The organism is Vibrio sp. ED002, assembly GCF_023277445.1.
Classification (GTDB): domain Bacteria; phylum Pseudomonadota; class Gammaproteobacteria; order Enterobacterales; family Vibrionaceae; genus Vibrio; species Vibrio jasicida.
Window position 1 is genome coordinate 3263094 of sequence record NZ_CP080238.1, and the last position, 20735, is coordinate 3283828.

21 protein-coding genes are annotated in these 20735 nt (G+C 46.4%); 17 read left to right on the forward strand and 4 right to left on the reverse strand.

Annotation, left to right across the window (positions count from 1 at the left end):
- Nucleotides 1-4 precede the first annotated feature (4 nt).
- From ITG12_RS15185 to ITG12_RS15240, 12 genes are all read left to right on the forward strand, one after another.
- Nucleotides 5-514: an OmpH family outer membrane protein gene (locus ITG12_RS15185; protein ID WP_038864801.1), complete on the forward strand. Its 510-nt coding sequence runs from the start codon at nt 5-7 to the stop codon at nt 512-514.
- Nucleotides 515-520: 6 nt separating this feature from the next.
- Nucleotides 521-1552 (forward strand): UDP-3-O-(3-hydroxymyristoyl)glucosamine N-acyltransferase, encoded by a 1032-nt coding sequence (lpxD, locus tag ITG12_RS15190; RefSeq protein ID WP_039976967.1) that lies wholly within the window; start codon nt 521-523, stop codon nt 1550-1552.
- Between the two features lie 174 nt (nt 1553-1726).
- On the forward strand, nt 1727-2179 hold the full coding sequence (gene fabZ / locus ITG12_RS15195; RefSeq protein WP_009707417.1) for a 3-hydroxyacyl-ACP dehydratase FabZ: 453 nt from the start codon (nt 1727-1729) through the stop codon (nt 2177-2179).
- 1 nt (nt 2180) lies between these two features.
- On the forward strand, nt 2181-2969 hold the full coding sequence (gene lpxA / locus ITG12_RS15200) for an acyl-ACP--UDP-N-acetylglucosamine O-acyltransferase (RefSeq protein WP_248873189.1): 789 nt from the start codon (nt 2181-2183) through the stop codon (nt 2967-2969).
- A gap of 138 nt (nt 2970-3107) precedes the next feature.
- Nucleotides 3108-4247, forward strand: coding sequence for a lipid-A-disaccharide synthase (gene lpxB, locus ITG12_RS15205; RefSeq protein WP_038864715.1), 1140 nt, complete (start codon nt 3108-3110; stop codon nt 4245-4247).
- A gap of 9 nt (nt 4248-4256) precedes the next feature.
- Nucleotides 4257-4895, forward strand: coding sequence for a ribonuclease HII (gene rnhB, locus ITG12_RS15210; RefSeq protein ID WP_038879157.1), 639 nt, complete (start codon nt 4257-4259; stop codon nt 4893-4895).
- A 76-nt stretch (nt 4896-4971) separates the two neighbouring features.
- On the forward strand, nt 4972-8451 hold the full coding sequence (gene dnaE, locus ITG12_RS15215; protein WP_038864719.1) for a DNA polymerase III subunit alpha: 3480 nt from the start codon (nt 4972-4974) through the stop codon (nt 8449-8451).
- A gap of 46 nt (nt 8452-8497) precedes the next feature.
- Nucleotides 8498-9457 (forward strand): acetyl-CoA carboxylase carboxyl transferase subunit alpha, encoded by a 960-nt coding sequence (gene accA, locus ITG12_RS15220; protein WP_038864720.1) that lies wholly within the window; start codon nt 8498-8500, stop codon nt 9455-9457.
- Nucleotides 9458-9562: 105 nt separating this feature from the next.
- Complete coding sequence (gene tilS, locus ITG12_RS15225) at nt 9563-10909, forward strand: tRNA lysidine(34) synthetase TilS (protein WP_248873190.1); 1347 nt, start codon at nt 9563-9565, stop codon at nt 10907-10909.
- A gap of 64 nt (nt 10910-10973) precedes the next feature.
- On the forward strand, nt 10974-11288 hold the full coding sequence (locus ITG12_RS15230; protein WP_038879163.1) for a cytochrome c: 315 nt from the start codon (nt 10974-10976) through the stop codon (nt 11286-11288).
- A gap of 222 nt (nt 11289-11510) precedes the next feature.
- Nucleotides 11511-11849: a nitrogen regulatory protein P-II gene (glnB, locus tag ITG12_RS15235; protein WP_005436810.1), complete on the forward strand. Its 339-nt coding sequence runs from the start codon at nt 11511-11513 to the stop codon at nt 11847-11849.
- A 134-nt stretch (nt 11850-11983) separates the two neighbouring features.
- Nucleotides 11984-12829: an endonuclease/exonuclease/phosphatase family protein gene (locus ITG12_RS15240; protein ID WP_248873191.1), complete on the forward strand. Its 846-nt coding sequence runs from the start codon at nt 11984-11986 to the stop codon at nt 12827-12829.
- A 17-nt stretch (nt 12830-12846) separates the two neighbouring features.
- On the opposite strand, the gene ITG12_RS15245 is transcribed toward ITG12_RS15240, so the two are convergent.
- The 3 genes from ITG12_RS15245 to gloB form a co-directional block, all read right to left on the reverse strand.
- The gene (locus ITG12_RS15245; protein ID WP_038864728.1) at nt 12847-13533 is read right to left on the reverse strand and encodes a YIP1 family protein; all 687 of its coding nucleotides are present in this window, start codon (nt 13531-13533) and stop codon (nt 12847-12849) included.
- Complete coding sequence (locus ITG12_RS15250) at nt 13530-15116, reverse strand: LysM peptidoglycan-binding domain-containing protein (RefSeq protein ID WP_248873192.1); 1587 nt, start codon at nt 15114-15116, stop codon at nt 13530-13532. The genes ITG12_RS15245 and ITG12_RS15250 overlap by 4 nt, the downstream gene beginning before the upstream one ends.
- 252 nt (nt 15117-15368) lie before the next feature.
- Entirely contained in the window at nt 15369-16127 is a 759-nt protein-coding gene (gene gloB / locus ITG12_RS15255) for a hydroxyacylglutathione hydrolase (RefSeq protein ID WP_038864732.1), read from the reverse strand.
- Nucleotides 16128-16163: 36 nt separating this feature from the next.
- Here gloB and ITG12_RS15260 point away from each other — a divergent pair, with 36 nt between their 5' ends.
- Nucleotides 16164-16919 carry a class I SAM-dependent methyltransferase gene (locus tag ITG12_RS15260; RefSeq protein WP_038864734.1) on the forward strand — a complete coding sequence of 252 codons (756 nt, stop codon included), beginning with the start codon at nt 16164-16166 and terminating at the stop codon, nt 16917-16919.
- Here the strand turns inward: ITG12_RS15260 and rnhA are convergent.
- Entirely contained in the window at nt 16916-17380 is a 465-nt protein-coding gene (gene rnhA / locus ITG12_RS15265) for a ribonuclease HI (protein WP_038864736.1), read from the reverse strand. The two genes, ITG12_RS15260 and rnhA, sit on opposite strands and share 4 nt — an antisense overlap.
- A 58-nt stretch (nt 17381-17438) precedes the next feature.
- Here rnhA and dnaQ point away from each other — a divergent pair, with 58 nt between their 5' ends.
- The 4 genes from dnaQ (at nt 17439) to ITG12_RS15285 (ending at nt 20706) form a co-directional block, all read left to right on the forward strand.
- The gene (dnaQ, locus tag ITG12_RS15270) at nt 17439-18155 is read left to right on the forward strand and encodes a DNA polymerase III subunit epsilon (RefSeq protein WP_038864738.1); all 717 of its coding nucleotides are present in this window, start codon (nt 17439-17441) and stop codon (nt 18153-18155) included.
- A gap of 15 nt (nt 18156-18170) precedes the next feature.
- Nucleotides 18171-19421, forward strand: coding sequence for a TIGR03503 family protein (locus ITG12_RS15275; RefSeq protein ID WP_248873193.1), 1251 nt, complete (start codon nt 18171-18173; stop codon nt 19419-19421).
- 221 nt (nt 19422-19642) lie between these two features.
- On the forward strand, nt 19643-20257 hold the full coding sequence (locus tag ITG12_RS15280) for a hypothetical protein (protein ID WP_248873194.1): 615 nt from the start codon (nt 19643-19645) through the stop codon (nt 20255-20257).
- An 8-nt stretch (nt 20258-20265) separates the two neighbouring features.
- The gene (locus tag ITG12_RS15285; RefSeq protein WP_248873195.1) at nt 20266-20706 is read left to right on the forward strand and encodes a DUF488 domain-containing protein; all 441 of its coding nucleotides are present in this window, start codon (nt 20266-20268) and stop codon (nt 20704-20706) included.
- Nucleotides 20707-20735 lie beyond the last annotated feature (29 nt).

Below are 20735 nucleotides of genomic sequence, written 5' to 3' on the forward strand. Positions count from 1 at the left end.
TATTTTGAATAAAATGATCAAAGCGGCTGGGATTGGCCTTCTTGTACTTAGCTCTTCAATGTTTGCAAACGCGGCTGAAGCTGCTCAGAAAATTGCCTACGTAAACACGGCTCAGGTTTTCCAATCTCTTCCTCAGCGCGAAGTGGTTCTACAAAAAATGCAGAAAGACTTCAAGAGCAAGGCAGACGAGCTGAAGTCTATCCAAGCAAAAGCGAAGACTAAGATTGAAAAGCTACAGCGTGATGGCCAACTTCTAGGCCAAGACGAAGTTGAAAAGCTACGTATCGACATCGCTAAACTAGACAGCGAGTACAAAGTAAAAGCTCAAGCTCTAGAGAAAGCAAGCGCACGTCGTGAAGCTGAAGAAAAAGCGAAGCTATTCAAAACGATTCAAGATGCTGTGAAGAAAGTAGCAACGAAGAAAGGTTACGATATGGTAATCGATATTTCTTCTCTTCAGTACGGTAAGCCAGAATACAACATCTCTGAAGACGTAATTAAAGCTCTAAAATAAGAAGTTATGAAGACATTAACATTAGCCGAGTTGGCGACAATTACCGGGGGAGAGCTGTTTGGTGACGAGTCACTCGTCGTAAGCCGTGTAGCTCCAATGGATAAAGCACAAGAAGGTGACGTTACCTTTTTGTCTAACCCAAAATACGCAAAGCACCTTGCTGAATGTCTCGCGACAGTCGTGATGGTGAAGGAAGAGCACAAAGAGCAGTGTACAGGCAATGCGCTTGTTGTCGCTGACCCTTATGTAGCTTTTGCTCGTGTGGTTCAAGCTATGGATACCACACCGAAGCCTGCTGAAGACATTGCACCTAGTGCCGTGATTGCAGCAGACGTGAAGATGGGTGCAAACGTAGCAGTCGGTGCAAATGCAGTGATTGAAACGGGTGTAGAGCTTGGCGACAACGTTATTGTTGGTGCGGGCTGTTTTATCGGTAAAAACGCAAAGTTAGGCAACAACACCAAGCTTTGGGCTAATGTTACTATCTATCATGAAGTGTCACTTGGCGATGACTGTCTGGTTCAATCTGGCACAGTCATCGGCTCAGACGGTTTCGGTTACGCGAACGATAAAGGCGAGTGGATCAAAATTCCTCAGCTTGGTTCAGTGCGCATCGGTAATCGTGTTGAGATTGGTGCATGTACCACGATTGACCGTGGTGCACTTGAAGACACCATCATTGAAGACAACGTGATTCTTGATAACCAGCTTCAAATCGCTCATAACGTGCAGATCGGATATGGTACCGTGATGCCAGGTGGTACTATTGTCGCTGGCAGTACCAAAATTGGTAAATACTGCCAGATCGGCGGCGCGTCGGTTCTTAACGGACATATTACGATTGCAGATGGCGTAGCTATCACCGGTATGGGCATGGTTATGCGCAGTATCGAAGAGAAAGGCTTGTATTCGTCAGGTATTCCACTGCAAACGAACCGAGAGTGGCGTAAGACTGCAACTCGAGTTCATCGCATTGACGATATGAACAAACGCCTGAAAGCTGTTGAGAAGCAGCTGGAACCGAAAGAAGAATCTTAGTTCCATAATTCTGAACAAAGACTCGCGAAATGCGGGTCTTTTTCTTCTATAATGACGCGCTATAAGTAGATTTATCACCAAGCTGGTATACACTTTGCAGGTATTTCCTGATTAAGTGGCTTTTGCCGCTGCCTTGCCATCTTGGTTGTTGAGTATTGATATAGGAAGACGACTTTGACTACTGAAAAGAAAACGATGAACATCTCTGAAATTCAAGAGCTACTACCTCATCGCTACCCATTCTTACTGATCGACCGAGTGATTGACTTCCAAGAAGAGAAGTACCTTCACGCGATTAAAAACGTGTCGGTTAACGAACCTCAGTTCACAGGTCACTTTCCACAATTGCCAGTCTTCCCAGGTGTTCTTATTCTGGAAGCGATGGCGCAGGCGACAGGCTTACTTGCATTTAAATCATTTGGTGCGCCAACTGAAAATGAGCTGTACTACTTCGCAAGTGTTGACGGTGCAAAATTCCGTAAACCAGTAGTACCAGGCGACCAAATGATTATTGAAGTAGAATTTTTGAAAGAGCGTCGCGGCATTGCTGCATTCAAAGGTGTAGCGAAGGTTGACGGCGAAGTAGTATGTTCAGCAGAGCTGAAGTGTGCTCGTCGAGAGTTTTAATATGATTCATGATACCGCTAAAATCCACCCAGCTGCGGTGGTAGAAGAAGGCGCGAAAATTGGCGCTAACGTGACTGTTGGTCCATTCACTTACATCACCTCAACGGTAGAGATCGGTGAAGGTACGGAAGTGATGTCTCACGTAGTGATCAAAGGTCACACCACAATTGGTAAAGACAACCGCATTTTCCCACATGCTGTCATTGGTGAAGAAAACCAAGATAAGAAGTACGGTGGCGAAGATACAACAGTGGTTATCGGTGACCGCAACGTGATTCGTGAAGCGGTTCAGGTTCATCGTGGCACTGTCCAAGACAAAGCAACCACTGTGATTGGTGATGATAACTTGCTGTGTGTTAACGCGCACATTGCTCACGATGTTATCGTTGGTAACCATACTCACATTGGCAACAACGCGATTCTTGGCGGTCACGTAACGGTTGATGACCATGCCGGCGTTATGGCACTTTCTGCGATTCACCCATTCTGTACGGTAGGTGCTTACGCTTACGTTGGCGGCTGTTCTGCAGTTGTTCAGGATGTACCAGCTTACGTACTTGCACAAGGTAACCATGCGACACCATTTGGTTTGAACTTGGTTGGTTTGAAGCGTAACGGTTTTGAAAAACCAGAAATCCGTGCATTGCAAAAAGCGTACAAAGAGCTTTACCGCTCAGGTAAAACGCTAGAAGAAGTGAAACCGATCCTTGCTGAAATGGCACAAGAGTGGCCAGCAGTAAAACGTTTCTCAGACATTCTGGAAACAACGGAACGTGGCATCATTCGTTAATTTACGAATGTGCGGTTAATGAGAAAAGATCGCGCCCAATTGGGCTGCGGTCTTTTTGTGTTTTATGGATAGGGTAAAATAGCAAGATCCTCGGATATTACTCTCTATCCATAGCGCATAGGAAAAAGCGAAAGAAAGATGGAAAGACCACTACGTATTGGCATCATTGCCGGAGAACTGTCAGGCGATACTCTTGGCGAAGGCTTCATCAAAGCAGTTAAAGAACAATACCCAGATGCAGAATTTGTCGGTATTGGCGGCCCTAAAATGATCGCGCAAGGCTGTGAGTCACTGTTTGAAATGGAAGAGTTGGCTGTGATGGGCTTGGTTGAAGTTCTGGGTCGCTTACCAAGATTATTAAAAGTGAAAGCAGAGCTGATTAAGTATTTCACTGCAAATCCGCCGGATGTCTTTGTAGGGATCGATGCACCAGACTTTAACCTACGTGTTGAGTTAGATTTAAAAAACGCAGGAATCAAAACGGTACACTACGTGAGCCCTTCTGTTTGGGCTTGGCGTCAAAAACGTATCTTCAAGATTGAAGCGGCAACCAACCTAGTATTGGCTTTCTTACCTTTCGAAAAAGCGTTTTACGACAAATTCAATGTGCCTTGTGAATTCATTGGTCACACATTGGCAGATGCCATTCCTCTGCATTCAGACAAGGCTCCTGCACGTGAGTTACTAGGTTTAAAACATGATAAACAATGGTTAGCGGTGCTTCCGGGGAGTCGTGGCAGTGAGTTGAAAATGCTCTCTCAACCGTTTATTGAAACCTGTAAAAAACTGCATCAGAAGTTCCCTGATCTTGGCTTTGTTGTTGCGTTAGTAAATCAGAAACGTCGCGAGCAATTCGAGCAAGCGTGGAAAGAGTATGCGCCAGAGTTGGATTTCAAACTGGTAGACGATACCGCTCGTAATGTGATTACGGCGTCTGATGCCGTGATGTTGGCGTCTGGTACGGTCGCGCTTGAGTGTATGTTGTTAAAACGACCAATGGTTGTAGGGTACCGTGTTAACGCGGTTACCGCCTTCTTAGCCAAGCGCCTGCTGAAAACCAAATACGTGTCATTACCAAACATTTTGTCGGATAGCGAGTTAGTAAAAGAATACCTGCAAGAAGAGTGCACTCCAGAAAACTTATTCACTGAAGTGTCTCGCTTACTAGAGAGCGATAACCAACAGATGTTGGATAAGTTTACGGAAATGCATCACTGGATACGCAAAGACGCGGACCAACAGGCTGCAAATGCGGTTCTAAAACTGATTGAAAAATAGAGATTTACCATGGCTGTAAAACCAAAAACGACCAAAGCGAAAGTAGAGCTCCCACCGTTTGAATACCCACAAGGTTACCAATTGGTTGCGGGTGTAGATGAAGTAGGGCGTGGGCCTCTTGTCGGCGACGTTGTTACCGCTGCGGTTATCTTAGATCCAAATAACCCAATTGAGGGTTTGAACGACTCGAAAAAGCTGAGCGAGAAAAAACGTCTCGCACTTCTGCCCGAAATTAAAGAGAAAGCCTTAGCTTGGGCGGTCGGTCGCTGTTCTCCTGAAGAAATTGACGAGCTTAACATATTGCAAGCCACCATGGTTGCCATGCAACGTGCAGTTGCCGGTTTGAAAGTGCAGCCAGACCTCGCACTTATCGATGGCAACCGCTGTCCGCAGTTGCCAATGGATTCCCAAGCGGTGGTGAAGGGTGATTTGCGAGTTGCGGAAATCAGCGCGGCTTCAATCATTGCAAAAGTGGTTCGTGACCAAGAAATGGAAGAATTGGACAAGCAATACCCACAGTTTGGTTTTGCAAAGCACAAAGGTTACCCAACCAAAGCGCACTTTGAAGCGATTGAAGAGCACGGCGTGATCAGTGAACATCGCAAGAGCTTCAAGCCAGTGAAGAAAGCGCTTGGTATTGAAGAATAATTAGCGGCTGCTTGGTGTTATAAGCCAGCCCTTAGGTTAGAATTCCCAACAAGATTTAGTTTTACGGTACCTGTTAATGTCAGATCCCAAGTTCATTCACCTTCGTGTCCATAGTGACTTCTCGATGGTGGATGGTATCAACAAAGTTCCACCGCTCGTTAAGAAAGTCGCCGAACTCGGCATGCCAGCAATGGCACTGACCGATTTCACCAACTTATGTGGTTTGGTGAAATATTACGGCACAGCTCACGGTAGTGGTGTTAAGCCAATCATTGGTGCAGACTTTAAAATGCAATCCGATGAGTTTGGCGAGGAACTGACACAACTGACCGTATTGGCGGCGGACAACACCGGTTATAAAAACCTAACATTGTTGATTTCCAAAGCGTATTTACGTGGTCACGTTCAACATCAGCCTGTTATCGATAAAGCATGGTTAGCGGAACTGTCAGAAGGACTTATCATTCTTTCTGGTGCGAAGAACGGTGAAATCGGTAAGGCATTGCTAAAAGGCAACCGTAAAGTTGTCGACAGCTGCGTCGAGTTTTATAACCAATACTTCCCTGACCGCTTCTATCTAGAATTGGTTCGAACCGGTCGCCCAGATGAAGAAACCTACCTTCACTTTGCGATTGAATTGGCAGAAGAGGTAGAACTGCCAGTTGTTGCAACTAACGAAGTGGTGTTCATCAGCGAAGACTTGTTTGATGCTCATGAAATCCGCGTTGCGATCCACGATGGTTACACCCTAGAGGATCCACGACGTCCAAAGAACTACAGTCCAGAGCAGTATTTGCGTACGGAAGAGGAAATGTGCGAGCTGTTTGCCGACATTCCTGAAGCGCTGGAAAACAGTGTCGAAATCGCTAAACGCTGTAATGTAACGGTTCGTCTCGGTGAATATTTCCTGCCAGCCTTCCCAACCGAAGGGATGGAAGAAACCGAATTCTTGGTGATGAAATCTCGTGAAGGCCTGGAAGAACGTCTTGAGTTCCTATTCCCAGACGAAGCCGAGCGTAAAGAGCGTCGACCAGAATACGACGATCGCCTTCAAATCGAACTCGACGTAATCAACCAAATGGGATTCCCGGGTTACTTCTTGATCGTAATGGAGTTCATCCAGTGGTCGAAGGACAATGCGATTCCAGTAGGCCCAGGTCGTGGTTCGGGTGCTGGTTCTTTGGTGGCATACGCACTGAAGATCACCGACCTTGACCCGTTGGAATATGACCTTCTTTTCGAACGTTTCTTGAACCCAGAACGTGTCTCTATGCCCGATTTCGACGTCGACTTCTGTATGGACAAACGTGACCAAGTTATTGACCACGTAGCAGAAATGTACGGTCGTGATGCGGTATCGCAGATCATCACGTTTGGTACCATGGCGGCAAAAGCGGTAATCCGCGACGTTGGCCGTGTATTGGGCCACCCATTTGGTTTCGTTGACCGTATCTCGAAACTGGTTCCGCCTGACCCAGGTATGACGCTAGAGAAAGCGTTTAAAGCTGAGCCAGCGCTACCAGAGCTTTACGACGCCGATGAAGAAGTCAAAGAGCTGATCGATAAGTGTCGTATCCTAGAGGGTTGTACACGAAATGCCGGTAAGCACGCGGGTGGTGTTGTAATTTCACCTACCACGATCACCGACTTTGCGCCGATTTATGCTGATGCGGAAGGCCACTTTCCCGTTACTCAGTTCGATAAGAACGACGTTGAAACCGCTGGCTTAGTTAAGTTTGACTTCTTGGGTCTGCGTACCTTAACCATCATCGACTGGGCACTGGGCCTGATTAACCCACGTTTAGAACGTGAGGGTAAAGAATCCGTTCAAATTGAATCGATCCCGCTGGTGGATCCGGCGTCTTTCCGACTATTACAAAACTCAGAAACTACTGCGGTATTCCAGCTGGAATCGCGTGGTATGAAAGAACTGATCAAACGTCTTCAGCCGGATTGTTTCGAAGACATCATCGCACTGGTAGCCCTCTTCCGTCCCGGTCCGCTACAGTCGGGCATGGTAGATAACTTTATCGACCGTAAACACGGCCGAGAAGCGATCTCTTATCCAGATGAAAAGTGGCAACACGAATCACTTAAAGAGATTCTGGATCCCACTTACGGCATCATCCTGTATCAAGAACAGGTAATGCAGATTGCACAGGTACTGTCTGGCTACACCCTTGGTGGTGCGGACATGCTTCGTCGTGCGATGGGTAAGAAAAAGCCAGAAGAGATGGCGAAGCAGCGTGCCACCTTTGAAGAAGGCGCGATTGCTAACGGCGTCGATGGCGAGTTGGCGATGAAAATCTTCGACTTGGTAGAAAAGTTTGCAGGTTACGGTTTTAACAAATCGCACTCGGCAGCTTATGCGTTGGTTTCTTACCAAACGCTATGGCTAAAGACGCACTTCCCAGCAGAGTTCATGGCAGCGGTAATGACCGCCGATATGGACAACACGGAAAAAGTCGTTGGCCTTGTAGACGAATGTTTCCGCATGAAACTGACCGTCTTACCGCCAGACATTAACTCCGGTTTATACCGCTTTAACGTGGATGAAAACGGCGCGATTGTTTACGGTATTGGCGCAATTAAAGGTGTGGGTGAAGGCCCAATTGATGCGATTTTAGAAGCGCGGAATAAAGGCGGTCACTTCATTGATCTGTTTGACTTCTGTGCGCGCATCGATCTGAAAAAGGTCAACAAACGCGTTATCGAAAAACTGATTTACGCGGGCGCACTTGACCGACTTGGTCCACATCGTGCGGCGTTGATGGCATCGTTGAATGACGCGGTCAAAGCGGCCAGCCAACATCACCAAGCTGAAGCATTTGGTCAGACTGATATGTTCGGCGTATTGACCGATGCTCCGGAAGAAGTGGAACACAAATACACCCAAGTTCCGGCGTGGCCAGAGAAAGTATGGTTAGAGGGTGAGCGTGAGACGCTAGGTTTGTATTTGACAGGCCACCCAGTAAACGCATACATAAAGGAACTAAATAAGTACGTTAGTTGTCGACTAAAAGATGCGACACCAACTCGACGTGATCAATCTGTGACCGTTGCGGGCTTGGTTATTGCAGCTCGTGTGATGACAACGAAGCGCGGAACACGCATCGGTTTGATGACTTTGGATGACAGAAGTGGTCGAATGGAAGTGATGTTGTTCTCGGATGCGCTCGATAGATATGCAGAACTTCTCGAAAAAGACAAAATTTTGGTCGTTTCTGGACAGGTCAGCTTTGATGACTTCAATGGTGGCCTTAAAATGTCGGCGCGTGAGGTCATGGATCTTGGTAGTGCACGTGAAAAATATGCACGTGGTTTGTCAGTATCCATCGATGCGAGCCAAATTAACGATAAATTCTTTGAGCAATTTACGCGTATTTTAGAACCGTACAAAGCCGGAACCGTACCTGTCAATGTATACTACCAGCGTGCCGACGCCAGAGCGCGGTTAACATTGGGCACCGAATGGCGAGTAACGCCAAGTGATACATTGCTAGACGATTTAAAACAGTTACTTGGCAAAGGCCAAGTAGAACTCGAATTTAACTAAAAATTCAGCGCAATATGTTAGACGCTGAGTCAAAAAGGATTCATAGATGAGCCTAAACTTTCTTGAATTTGAAAAGCCGATTGCAGAACTAGAAGCGAAAATTGAAGCGCTACGTGACGTATCTCGTCACGGTGGTGATTCTGCAGTTGACCTTGATAAAGAAATCGAACAGCTTGAGAAAAAGAGCCTAGAACTTAAGAAGAAAACCTTCAGCAACCTAGGCGCATGGGAAACAGCTCAACTGGCTCGTCACCCTTTACGTCCATACACATTGGATTACATCCAGCACGCGTTTGAAGAGTTTGACGAATTGGCGGGTGACCGTGCGTTCGCAGACGACCAAGCTATTGTTGGTGGTATCGCACGTCTTGAAGGCCGTCCAGTGATGATCATTGGTCACCAAAAAGGTCGTGAAACCAAAGAGAAAGTGAAGCGTAACTTTGGTATGCCTAAACCAGAAGGTTACCGTAAAGCACTGCGTCTGATGGAAATGGCTGAGCGTTTCAACATGCCTATTATCACTTTCATCGACACAGCTGGCGCATACCCAGGTGTTGGCGCGGAAGAGCGCGGTCAATCTGAAGCAATCGCAAAAAACCTAAAAGTGATGTCTGGTCTTAAAGTACCAGTAATCTGTAACGTGGTGGGCGAAGGTGGTTCAGGTGGTGCACTTGCTATTGGTGTAGGCGACTACGTGAACATGCTTCAGTACTCAACGTACTCAGTAATCTCTCCAGAAGGTTGTGCTTCAATCCTATGGCGTGATTCAGACAAAGCACCTCAAGCAGCAGACGCAATGGGTCTAACTGCTCCTCGTCTAAAAGAGCTTGAGCTTATCGACGAAATCATCGAAGAGCCATTAGGTGGTGCACATCGTGACCACGTTCAAATGGCGGCGAATATGAAAGCAAATCTGCTTCGTCAGCTAGAAGACCTAGAACAGCTGGATCACGAAACGCTACTTGAGCGCCGTTACCAGCGTCTAATGAACTACGGTTACTGCTAAATTACGGTCACTGTTAAGCGCTAGCTGATCTCTCTTGAGATAACAGATAAAATAGAAAGGGTTGGGCATGTGTCCAGCCCTTTTTTTGTTTCTACCGGATTGCTTATGGAATCGCTTTACTCAAATTTTGCTCAAGTTCTCGACCGCTATCATCAACCAAACACTAAGATCGTTTTGGCGTTCAGTGGTGGGGTGGATTCGCGTCTGTTGCTTGAGCTGTTGAGTCGTTACCAACAAGCGCGTTCAGCAGACGGTAGCTCTGCAGATTCCCAACTAATAAACTGTCATGCTGTGTATGTTCATCATGGGTTGAGTGTGAATGCTGATGATTGGGCACAAAAGTGCAAGCAATGGGCACAGCAAGCGGGAATCTCATGCTCGGTTGAGCACGTGAACTTAGACATCAATAGTGGTGAAAGCATTGAGTTGCTGGCACGTGAAGCTCGTTACCAAGCCTTAGAAAAGCATATCCAAATGGGTGACTTATTGCTGACAGGGCAACATGCCGATGACCAAGTGGAAACCTTCTTGTTAGCACTTAAACGGGGCAGTGGACCAAAGGGGTTATCATCAATGGCTGAAAGCATGCCGTTTGCTGGTGGCACATTAGTTCGCCCATTACTGACCATTAAGCGAGAGCAAATCGAAGCGGCAGCCAGAGAGCAAAAACTGGATTGGGTAGAAGACGAAAGTAACCAAGATATTCGTTACGATCGTAACTTCCTCCGTCATCGCATTGTGCCTGAGCTATCTGAACGTTGGCCGAGTATCCACCAAGCGGTGCAACGCAGTGCGACTTTGTGTGCCCAGCAAGAGACCTTGCTAGATGAGTTGCTCGAAGCGGCATTCAATCAGGCGATGCAGCCGGATTTGAGTTTGAGTATTGACGTTTTAACGGCACACAGTGAGTTGGCGCGCGCACGTTTGATTCGGATGTGGCTGGCAAAACTCAATGCCAATATGCCGTCTCAGGTGCAGTTGAACCTGATTTGGGATGAAGTGGCGCGGGCTCAACAGGACGCCAACCCAAAATTGAAGATCAAGCAAGGTGAAGTGCGCCGCTTTCAACATCGACTCTACTGGGTCACTGAAACTTCAGATGTGACCTCGTGGCAAGCCGAGTGCCCTTTGAATACGCCTCTAAAGCTTCCTGAGCCGTTAGGGGAGCTTGAGTTGAGTACCAAGTCATGTGAGCTAAGTATTACCCTACCTGCGCACCCAGAGCGACTTAGAATTACATTTAACCCTGAAGGCTTGTCTGCACACCCGACGACTCGTCACCACAGTCGTAAGCTGAAAAAACTCTTTCAGGAATACAATGTGCCGAGCTGGCAACGTCGTCAAATTCCAATTCTAATGTATGAAGATAAAGTGGTTGCCGTCGCTGGCCTGTTCGTTGATCAAGCCTTTAGTGGTCAAGACTGTGAACTGATCTGGCGCAAGATGTTGTAATTCATGCAACAATATCGGTTATAAAACAAAAATATCTTTAAATAATAATCGATTAGGTGAAGCAATGAAGAAAATAATCATGGGCGCAGGAATCGCGCTAGCCATGTTAAGTGGGCAGGCAATGGCGGCAGGCGATGTGGCTGCTGGCCAAGCAAAAGCTGGCGTTTGTGCTGCTTGTCATGGACCAGATGGAATTGCTGTGATTCCTGGCTACCCAAACTTAAAAGGTCAAAATGAGCAGTACATTGCTAGCTCAATTAAGGCATACAAAGCAGGCCAGCGCACTGGTGGTTTAGCGGCGGTGATGCAGGCACAAGCAAGTTTGCTGTCTGATGAGGACATTGCTAACTTGGCGGCATACTATGCGAGCTTGAAGTAAGCGTTAGCCTCAAATTAACGCTCACTAAAACACATACCAAGCCAGACTTATGCTCTGGCTTTTTCATTGGTGGCATGATTGAGAATGGCGACTTTGTTACATTCGCCCGCAAATAAATCCCACCAATGTCAGGATTTTCAGGTGCTTGGTCACAACAAGGATTGAATGTTGTGAGGCGCTAACCGATAATATGCGCAAACGATTGAAGCTTAAGGGATGAACATGAAAAAGATTGAAGCGATTATCAAGCCATTCAAATTGGATGATGTTCGAGAAGCATTGGCTGAAGTAGGCATTACAGGGATGACCGTCTCTGAAGTGAAAGGCTTTGGTCGTCAGAAAGGTCACACAGAATTGTACCGCGGTGCAGAGTACATGGTGGATTTCCTTCCTAAAGTGAAGCTAGAAATCGTAGTGACGGAAGACGTTGCAGACAAGTGTGTAGAAACCATCATCGAAACGGCGCAAACCGGTAAGATCGGTGACGGTAAGATCTTCGTAACAGACGTCGAACGCGTAGTGCGTATCCGTACTGGTGAAGAAGACGAAGATGCGATCTAATCTGTTATCCAGATAGATATAAGATTTCACTACAGCATATGGTGAAAATTTGAGTAAGCTAAGAGGGAGCCGACTGGGGCTCCTTTTTTATTATGCGCATTTTATGCGTGCCATTTTTGTATTTAGGTAAGCCTATGTATCCGCGTTTAGCTTTTGCGTTAGTTTTTCTTATTATTACTGCGGTGGTGAGCTTTCAGGTGATTTTTACCGTGCCAGAGCAACCACAAATTATTACTCAAACAGGGGCGAACATTAAGCAAGATATCCGCTGCATGGAGTTTGATAAGCCGCAAGTGCTAGATAAGGATGGCGAGCTAAATGTCTTAGTGTGGAACATTTACAAACAAAACCGAGACAACTGGAAGCAAGCGTTGGATACATTCTCCGTTAATAAACAGTTGCTCTTGTTACAAGAAGCAAGCTTAACGGACGACTTCAAAAGCTGGCTGGTGGAAGGGCATTGGGTCAGTAATCAAGTCAGTGCGTTTAAAGCATTAGGAAGTGGTGCTGGTGTGATCAGCATTGCGCAAAAAGAGCCCATTCTCGCTTGTGCGTACACATCGAAAGAACCGTGGTTGCGCTTGCCGAAATCGGCACTGTATAGCAAATACAGGCTTAGCAATGGTGAAACCTTAGCGGTGGTGAACATTCACGCGATCAACTTTACCGTTGGTACCGAGGAATACACTTCGCAATTGTCTGCGTTAGAAAGGGTATTGAAAGAGCACAAAGGCCCGATTTTGTTTGCGGGGGATTTCAATAGTTGGAGTGAAGAGCGCGTGATGGCAATGAAGAAAGCACTCCAAAAAGCCAATCTAAAAGAAGCAAAGTTCAGCCAAGACAATCGAACTCAGTTCATTACAGGCTTGCCGCTTGATCATGTGTTTTATCGCGAGTTAACCCTCAAAAATGCGAAAGCGCCGCAGAGCGACGCTTCCGATCATAATCCACTGTTGGTGTCGTTTACGTTAAGCGACTAACGGATTACCTTGGTCCATCAAGCGATAACGATGTACAACGCCCAAATTACGTAAAACGCAACCCAAGGCAGGCTCGCAATCACAAGAGCCTGTCCGCGTTCGAACTCTGTCCAAGTCAAAACTACACCATAGCCAAGCACGATGTACCATGGCAATAGCAATGGTAATGAGCTTGCAAAGTGTGACCAATCACTGGTCAAAGGTAACTTTAGCAACCCGTTTAGGCTATTCAAATCGGCAGCGTAAGTCATCACCTGACCATGCTTCAGCAATAAGCTCGCGTAGCTTGCAATATCGCCCAACACGGCTGGGAATAAAATCGCACTCGCAGCAGCGAACCATTTCCAGTAACCGTATTGCTGTTTACTTGCTTTGGTTGCAAGAAAGAACCACAGCGCTAATAGCAACAGTGTTGCAAAACGATTGAATACGTCATTGATGATCGCACTTGCCATCAGCGTGTTTGGCTCCAGCAACTCGATTTGCTTTGGATCGATCTGTTGGAACTGAGCGGTCAGTTGATCACTTAACCAAGTAAAATCCACATTCGAGAAGTAAGCGCCCCAGAATAGGAATGGGCTGAGCATCAAAATGATGAACGGCTGCCACCCCCAACCTCCGCGCTGATACAGCGCTAAGAAGCAAGATGTTGGCGATCGGAAGATATCCAACAACATGATAAGTGGGTTACTCGACGGGTTCATACACTTACCTTAGTTACATCAACATACAACTTAAGCTTCTGACCTGGTTTCAGGTACTTCTGCTTTTGAAGAGAATTCCATTTCACGATGTCGTTACCCTTCACCTTAAACTTGGTTGCAATACCACTGATGGTGTCGCCAGAACGTACGTTGTAGAACACGGTACGAATCACTGCGCCTTTATCAGAGTTCTTCCAAATCACCAGTTTTTGGCCAACGCGCAAGGTGTCTTTTGGTCCCATGCCGTTCCATTTTGCCAAAGACTTATGAGAAACCTTGTTCTCTTTTGCGATTGACCACAAGCTCTCGCCTGATTGCACAACGTGAGTCAGTTTGAATTGACCGCGAGATTGAGATTGCGTTTTGTTCAGGCGATTTTCAGCAGTTAAGGCGTACTTTGTATCGTCTTTTGTCGACGTTGGGATCATTAGGTACTGACCAACGCGGATATTGTTGTTCGATAGGCCGTTAGCACGTTGGATAACTTTCGTTGTCGTACCGTACTTCTGAGCCAATACGCTGAGAGAGTCACCAGACTTCACTTTATAGCGTGCGACCTTCATGCCTTTACCACGGTTCTTCTTCACTTGAGCAAGGAACTGATCCTTTTTCTCGATAGGAATAAGAAGTTGGTGTGGGCCGTCAGGTGCAGTAGACCATTGGTTATATGCTGGGTTGTAACCTTGCAGCTCCTTAACACCAATTCCGGCGTAGTCTGCCGCAATTGCTAGGTCTAGTTGTTCTTTTGGATCAACCTGAGTCAGAACTGGCTTGTTCGGGATCGGCGGAATGTCGATGCTGTACTTATCTTGGTTCGCAATGATGTCCGCTAGTGCAAGCAGTTTAGGAACGTAACTGCTGGTCTCTTTTGGAAGATCCAAAGAGAAGAAGTCCGTTGGTTTGCCTAGCTTTTTGTTCTTACGAATTGCGCTCGATACACGGCCACCACCACTGTTGTAAGCCGCAATCGCTTGATCCCAGTTGCCGTCAAAACGCTTGCTTTGCTGCTCTAGGTAATCCAGTGCTGCATCGGTAGAAGCATAAACATCACGGCGACCGTCGTACCAGTAGTTCTGATCTAGACCCATCATTTTGCCGGTGCCTGGAACGAACTGCCACAAACCTGCTGCACTGCCGTGCGAGTAGGCAAAAGCATCAAATGAGCTTTCTACGATCGGTAGCAGCGCCAATTCCATCGGAAGGCCACGTTCTTCGATACGGGTGGTAATCATGTACAAAAACGGCTGTGCACGTTCAGATACTGTGCGCAGGTGGTTAGGATGCTTTAAATACCAAGTGCGGTAGTAAGCCACTTTCTTGTTGTCAGGAATGTCCATTTCAAGTTGCATGCCGATACGTCGCCACACATCGTCTTGTTCCTGAGGGGAAAGGGCTTTTGGCGTCTCTTTAGCAGGTTTCTTTGCTATCGATTGCTTTTTCTCGGAGTCAGCCTGAGCTGTTTTTTGCTTAACAGCTTGTTCTGACTTATTGGTTTCTGGTGTTGGAGTGCTTGCAGAATCTGACTGTGTCAATTGACAGCCAGATAATAGTAACGCCAACGCCCAACTGTACTTCAAACGCATGGTTTCAGCCTATTTAGGGCCTGTTTATCTTCTCCTGCCTGTCGCGCAACAAAGTACGTGGCAGTCGCAAGATAATAGACATCTTGTAACACTAACTAAGGGTAGAGGCGGTTTTGCCGCTACTTTATGCGTTTGGGTGAAATACAAACAGATTTATATCAGCCCCAAACGCAATAGAAGCGCCAGAGGCGCTTCTATGAAAATCAGCTCACGATAATACTTGCGTCTAGCAAAGTTACAAGCAGAAAATGGTTAAAATTCGTTCTTCCACTCACGTAAAGCTGTAAAAACCGAGCATGGGTCGCTATTTTGGATACGGTTTGTTACAGATTTTATGACCTCTGCGTTCGTTGCACGCAGGAATGGGTTAATTAACTTCTCTTTGCGTAACGTCGTAGGAAGGGTAGGAATATTTAATCCGCGTAGACGGTTTACATCATCACGGTATTGACGCAAATGTTCATTGTCCGGCTCAACCGCCAGTGCAAATGCTACATTACTTGCCGTGTATTCATGTGCGCAGAACACTTCTGTCTCTTCCGGCAGTTTCATTATTTTGCTTAGTGACTCAAACATCTGCTCTGGTGTGCCTTCAAAGATTCGGCCACAACCCGCCGAGAACAGCACGTCACCACAGAACAACTTACCGTCACCAACATAGCCAATGTGACCTAATGTGTGGCCAGGCAGCCCCAGTACCATGAAGATTTCGCCAAACAGTTCTAGCTTGTCGCCTTCTTCCATTGCGTTGGTTAAGGTTGGAATTGGCTCTGCTTTCGGACCAACCACTGCAACATGAGGAAACGCATGAACTAAATCTGGAACGCCACCAATGTGATCGTTGTGGTGGTGTGTAATTAAGATCGCTTCTAAAGTTAACTCGTTAGCCTGCAAATATTCCAACACTGGCTTAGCATCGCCCGGATCAACCACGGCGCATCGCTTATCGCTATTTTGAATCAGCCAGATGTAATTATCATTAAATGCGGGTATGCTTTTGATCTCTAACACGTTCGTTCTCCGTCACCCTTTTAAGTCAGGTGGTTAATGAAACCAGCACTCAGCAACAAAACTTTACAGCACCCGTCGACCTGGTCAGAAATGAATAACGGCCCGTGGGTACTTGAGTCAATCCAAACCCGACTCGACGAGTGGTGTCCGAAATTGTTCGGTTACCACATGCTTAAATTGGGCGGGTTGAGCTGTGAGCTAACCAGCTGTAGTTGTAACATTCAACACCAAGTCAACGTAGATATCCAGAACCCGTTGCATAATGTCATTGCAGATGGTTACGAATTACCCTTTTTAGAGAAAAGCTTTGATGTTGCGGTCCTCGCCCATCAGCTTGACTATGCAAGTGATCCCCATCGATTGCTGCGAGAAGTCGATCGCGTCATGATGGACGACGGTTATCTTATTATTACGGGATTCAACCCCATCAGTTTCACTGGACTTGCGAGTTTGTTGCCTTGGCGCAGAAATAATTTGCCTTGGAGTGGACGAATGTTCACCGCGAACCGGATTAAAGACTGGTTAGGTGTATTGAACTATCAGGTGATTCATTGCGAGCGTTATGCTCTGTTTCCGATGACACGTTACAAAACCATGTGGACATGGTTGGAAAACAGCTTGGGGGATTGGGCATCGCCGGCGGGGAGTTTGTATTACATCGTCGCTCGTAAGCGAACTTACCCTCTCAAACCTATCAAGCCACATTGGCGCTTGAAGAGAAAGTTAACACCACTGGGCGTGATGAACAGAGAGGGCAGTGCGGTAGAAAAGGTATCAAGCAGTAAAAACTAAGACGCTTGGTAACCGGTATCTTCTTCGGTTGGGTTTTCTGCGGCTGTGCGTGCTAATTCATCACACATTTCGTTTTCACGATGACCCGCGTGGCCTTTGACCCAGCGCCAATCCACTTGGTGGCGAGCAGTCTCTTTATCCAATGCCTGCCATAAATCGGCATTTTTCACAGGTTTTTTATCTGACGTTTTCCAACCGCGTTTCTTCCAGTTGTGGATCCATTGCGTAATGCCTTGGCGCACGTACTGACTATCGGTAGTCAACGTCACTTGGCACGGCTCTTTTAGCGTTTGTAACGCCACAACAGCGGCCAACATTTCCATACGGTTGTTTGTGGTGAGCGTGTAACCTTTGGCGAGGGTCTTTTCTGTTTGCTTATAACGCAAGACAATGCCGTAACCGCCAGGGCCTGGATTTCCTAAACAAGATCCGTCTGTGAAAATCTCAACGTGTTTGGTCATATTTTTGGTACTATTAGCCGAAACATTTAATAAAGCATAGTCTGACACACATAACCTTATGAATACCAGCAGCAATTCTGAACATAATCGTATTGTCGTTCTCGATACCGAAACCACGGGTATGAACCTAGAAGGTGGTCCTCACTACATGGGTCACCGCATCATCGAAATTGGTGCCGTGGAGATCATCAACCGTAAGCTGACTGGTCGTCACTTTCACGTTTACCTAAAACCTGACCGTGAAATCCAACCAGACGCGATTGAAGTCCACGGTATTACCGATGACTTCTTGGTCGACAAGCCAGATTACTCAGCCGTACACCAAGAGTTTCTCGACTTTATCAAAGGTGCCGAGCTGGTTGCCCACAACGCGCCCTTCGATACCGGCTTCATGGACTATGAGTTTGAAATGCTCAATCCAAGCATTGGTAAGACGGATGACTACTGTAAGGTGACCGATACCCTTGCCATGGCGAAGAAAATCTTCCCGGGCAAGCGAAACAACCTCGACGTCTTGTGTGAACGTTACGGCATTGATAACTCACACCGTACTCTCCACGGGGCATTGCTCGATGCGGAGATTCTAGCTGACGTTTACCTCCTAATGACGGGTGGTCAAACGAGTCTAGAATTCAACGCCAACAAAAAAGACGGTGAAGCGGAAGGCATTCGTCGTGTTGAAGGAAGAAAAGCGCTAAAGGTTTTGCGTGCAACTGCCGATGAAGTAGAAGCACACCAGAAAAGACTCGAACTGGTGAACGACAGTATTTGGTAGTTATTAGGAGAGACTATGTTGAGGGCTTTGTCAGTCGCTATTTTAGCGTTCTGGAGTTGTTTCGCGTTTGCTGCGAGCGAGTCCGCCATGTCTTTGTTAGATAACCGCTTTCGTGTCGATCCCACCATCGAACAGATTACTTTTTTGGTTTATCGTGAACAGAGCTCTCAGCCCGTCGTCCTTGTCCGCCCCGATGGTAAAAAATATTACGCTTGGGGCACCTACGACAACGTTCGTTGGTATCAAGAATCTTCCCTCGACATCATCTCGATAGATAAACCCATGCCGGGTCCTTGGCAGGCCGTCGGCAAAGTTACCCCGAAAAACAACATCCGTCTGATTTCGCACCTCAAGCTCAGCACCGATGTGTTTCCAAACCGCCTTTACAATAGCGAAGCTCTAAAATTTACCGCACGTTTGACCTCAGACGATAAGCCGCTTGTACTGCGTGATTTCCTAGACCGGGTAAACCTGCGTGTGACTTTTACTAAGTTTGTTGAGAACGAAGACGAACTGATCAAAGAAGCGCGCCCTGTACCAATGGTGATTGGCGAATTTGCCGATGATGGCCGTGGGCTAGATGAAAAAGCAGGCGACGGTGTGTTTACTGTTCAACTACCAATTGATGTCGAACCGGGTAAATACCGCGCGCGCATTACTTCTGGCAACGGCGTGTTCCTGCGAGCACAAGAGCAAGTGGTACTGGTATACCCATCTCCAATCTCACGTACCTTCATTCAATCTCGTCATGCAGACCAACCTCATCAGCTGGTGGTTAGTGGTGAGCAAGGCATGATCACGCCCGGAACCATTGCCGTAAACGTTGAGCAAGAAGCACCAGACGGCTTTATCAGTTACAGCCAAGGTCAGGTGTCGGCTGATGGTTCTAAAACCACATTGAAGATGGATAACGATTCTGAACTTGGCAAATATTCATGGCACGGTGAAGTCTTTGCTACCGACTTGTCTACCAAGCGCTCATTGGTGTTCCCAATTAAAGAGCAGACGTTCAGTGTGGTCGACGAAGTGGATCTAGAAGCCGCACGTCTTGCTAAAGAAGCAGAGCTTGCCGAGCAACGCCGCATCGAAATGGAAAAACGCATCATCGCCGAGCGCGAAGCCGAACGTAAGCGTAGCATGATCATCATCGCCATCGGCAACGTGATTGCACTGATATTGGTGATTCTATTCTGGATCATCTGGAGCAAGCTCAAGGCCAAACGCCAAGCCATACCAGAGATGCAGTTAGAAGTGCCGAAGAAGTAGGGCGGAAGAATTTAAATTGAAAACGGAGCCGATTGGCTCCGTTTTTTTATTCAAAAGGCGTATTTTTAATATTCAGTTGATACAAATCCGGCGCATAGCATTTGGTTTCTTATGCATAATTGATCTTTTTCAAGTTGTGCCATTAATGATGGTGATATAACTCCTTAACTAACAGAGGTTTGCTTAGTTTTTAAACCATTCTGGTTTTGCAAGGAGAACATATGCCTCAATCTGTAATCGTGGTACTGGCCAATTCTATAAAGCATCGTCAACATTGTGTTGCGGGAAAATGTGTTAATACGGGTAGATGGATTAGACCAGTCTCAAATCTACAAGGAGGTGAGCTTAGTCATCAACAAGCTAGAGTCCGAAATCCACATGGAACTTTCAATGTTAAGCCTCTTCAAAAAGCTCGTGTAGGACTAGCACATCATGCCCCGCTCCCTCATCAACCAGAGAACTATTTAATTGATAATACAGCTTGGATACAAAATTACTCAATTGATATTGGGCAACTGAATACTTTAGTGGAAGTACCCGCAGATCTTTGGGGTACTGGTAATCGAGTGGAATATGCTTCAATCGTAGATCGAACTTATCATGTCTCTCAGTCTCTTTATCTAGTACGAGTTGAAGATCTCAGGCTTTATCACAATGCTGATGGTAAAAGAAGAGCTTCATTTACCTATGAGAACATTGAGTACGACCTTGCTGCTACAGATCCTCGCTTTGATGATATTGTAGAGAATCACTTACCAACATCTGGAATCCTATGCATTAGTTTAGGAGAGCCATATCAAGGCTACTGTTATAAGCTTGTAGCTACAATCTTTTGAGAGGTATTATGAACATTTACACAATTGGGTTTACTCAGAAAAAAGCAGAAACGTTTTTTCAATTCCTCAAGCAATCCGAGGTAAAAACACTTATTGATGTACGTCTAAATAATGTTTCTCAGTTGGCTGGTTTTGCGAAGCGTGATGATTTGAAGTTCTTCTTACGTGAGCTTTGTAGCGCAGAGTACGTTCATATGCCGGAGTTGGCTCCGACTAAAGAAATCCTCAACCCTTATAAGAAAGGTGACATGAGTTGGGAGAAGTATGAAGATCAGTTCATGAACTTGATGGCAAAACGTAATATTGAGCGCTTGGTAAATCCGTCAGTATTAGATCACGGTTGCTTACTTTGTAGTGAACATGAGCCACATTTATGCCATAGGCGTTTAGTGGTAGAGTATTTAAATGACAATGCTGACTTTGACTTAAAGGTTAAACACTTATTCTGATGGCAAAGATATTAGTTTTATACCCTCTG

What these genes read in the sequence shown, in the direction of transcription:
- lpxD (WP_039976967.1), top strand. Translation starts at nt 521, where the DNA reads ATGAAGACATTAACATTAGCCGAGTTGGCGACAATTACCGGGGGAGAG.
- lpxA (WP_248873189.1), top strand. Translation starts at nt 2,181, where the DNA reads ATGATTCATGATACCGCTAAAATCCACCCAGCTGCGGTGGTAGAAGAA.
- lpxB (WP_038864715.1), top strand. Translation starts at nt 3,108, where the DNA reads ATGGAAAGACCACTACGTATTGGCATCATTGCCGGAGAACTGTCAGGC.
- rnhB (WP_038879157.1), top strand. Translation starts at nt 4,257, where the DNA reads ATGGCTGTAAAACCAAAAACGACCAAAGCGAAAGTAGAGCTCCCACCG.
- dnaE (WP_038864719.1), top strand. Translation starts at nt 4,972, where the DNA reads ATGTCAGATCCCAAGTTCATTCACCTTCGTGTCCATAGTGACTTCTCG.
- accA (WP_038864720.1), top strand. Translation starts at nt 8,498, where the DNA reads ATGAGCCTAAACTTTCTTGAATTTGAAAAGCCGATTGCAGAACTAGAA.
- tilS (WP_248873190.1), top strand. Translation starts at nt 9,563, where the DNA reads ATGGAATCGCTTTACTCAAATTTTGCTCAAGTTCTCGACCGCTATCAT.
- ITG12_RS15230 (WP_038879163.1), top strand. Translation starts at nt 10,974, where the DNA reads ATGAAGAAAATAATCATGGGCGCAGGAATCGCGCTAGCCATGTTAAGT.
- glnB (WP_005436810.1), top strand. Translation starts at nt 11,511, where the DNA reads ATGAAAAAGATTGAAGCGATTATCAAGCCATTCAAATTGGATGATGTT.
- ITG12_RS15240 (WP_248873191.1), top strand. Translation starts at nt 11,984, where the DNA reads ATGTATCCGCGTTTAGCTTTTGCGTTAGTTTTTCTTATTATTACTGCG.
- ITG12_RS15245 (WP_038864728.1), bottom strand. Translation starts at nt 13,533, where the DNA reads ATGAACCCGTCGAGTAACCCACTTATCATGTTGTTGGATATCTTCCGA.
- ITG12_RS15250 (WP_248873192.1), bottom strand. Translation starts at nt 15,116, where the DNA reads ATGCGTTTGAAGTACAGTTGGGCGTTGGCGTTACTATTATCTGGCTGT.
- ITG12_RS15260 (WP_038864734.1), top strand. Translation starts at nt 16,164, where the DNA reads ATGAAACCAGCACTCAGCAACAAAACTTTACAGCACCCGTCGACCTGG.
- rnhA (WP_038864736.1), bottom strand. Translation starts at nt 17,380, where the DNA reads ATGACCAAACACGTTGAGATTTTCACAGACGGATCTTGTTTAGGAAAT.
- dnaQ (WP_038864738.1), top strand. Translation starts at nt 17,439, where the DNA reads ATGAATACCAGCAGCAATTCTGAACATAATCGTATTGTCGTTCTCGAT.
- ITG12_RS15275 (WP_248873193.1), top strand. Translation starts at nt 18,171, where the DNA reads ATGTTGAGGGCTTTGTCAGTCGCTATTTTAGCGTTCTGGAGTTGTTTC.
- ITG12_RS15280 (WP_248873194.1), top strand. Translation starts at nt 19,643, where the DNA reads ATGCCTCAATCTGTAATCGTGGTACTGGCCAATTCTATAAAGCATCGT.
- ITG12_RS15285 (WP_248873195.1), top strand. Translation starts at nt 20,266, where the DNA reads ATGAACATTTACACAATTGGGTTTACTCAGAAAAAAGCAGAAACGTTT.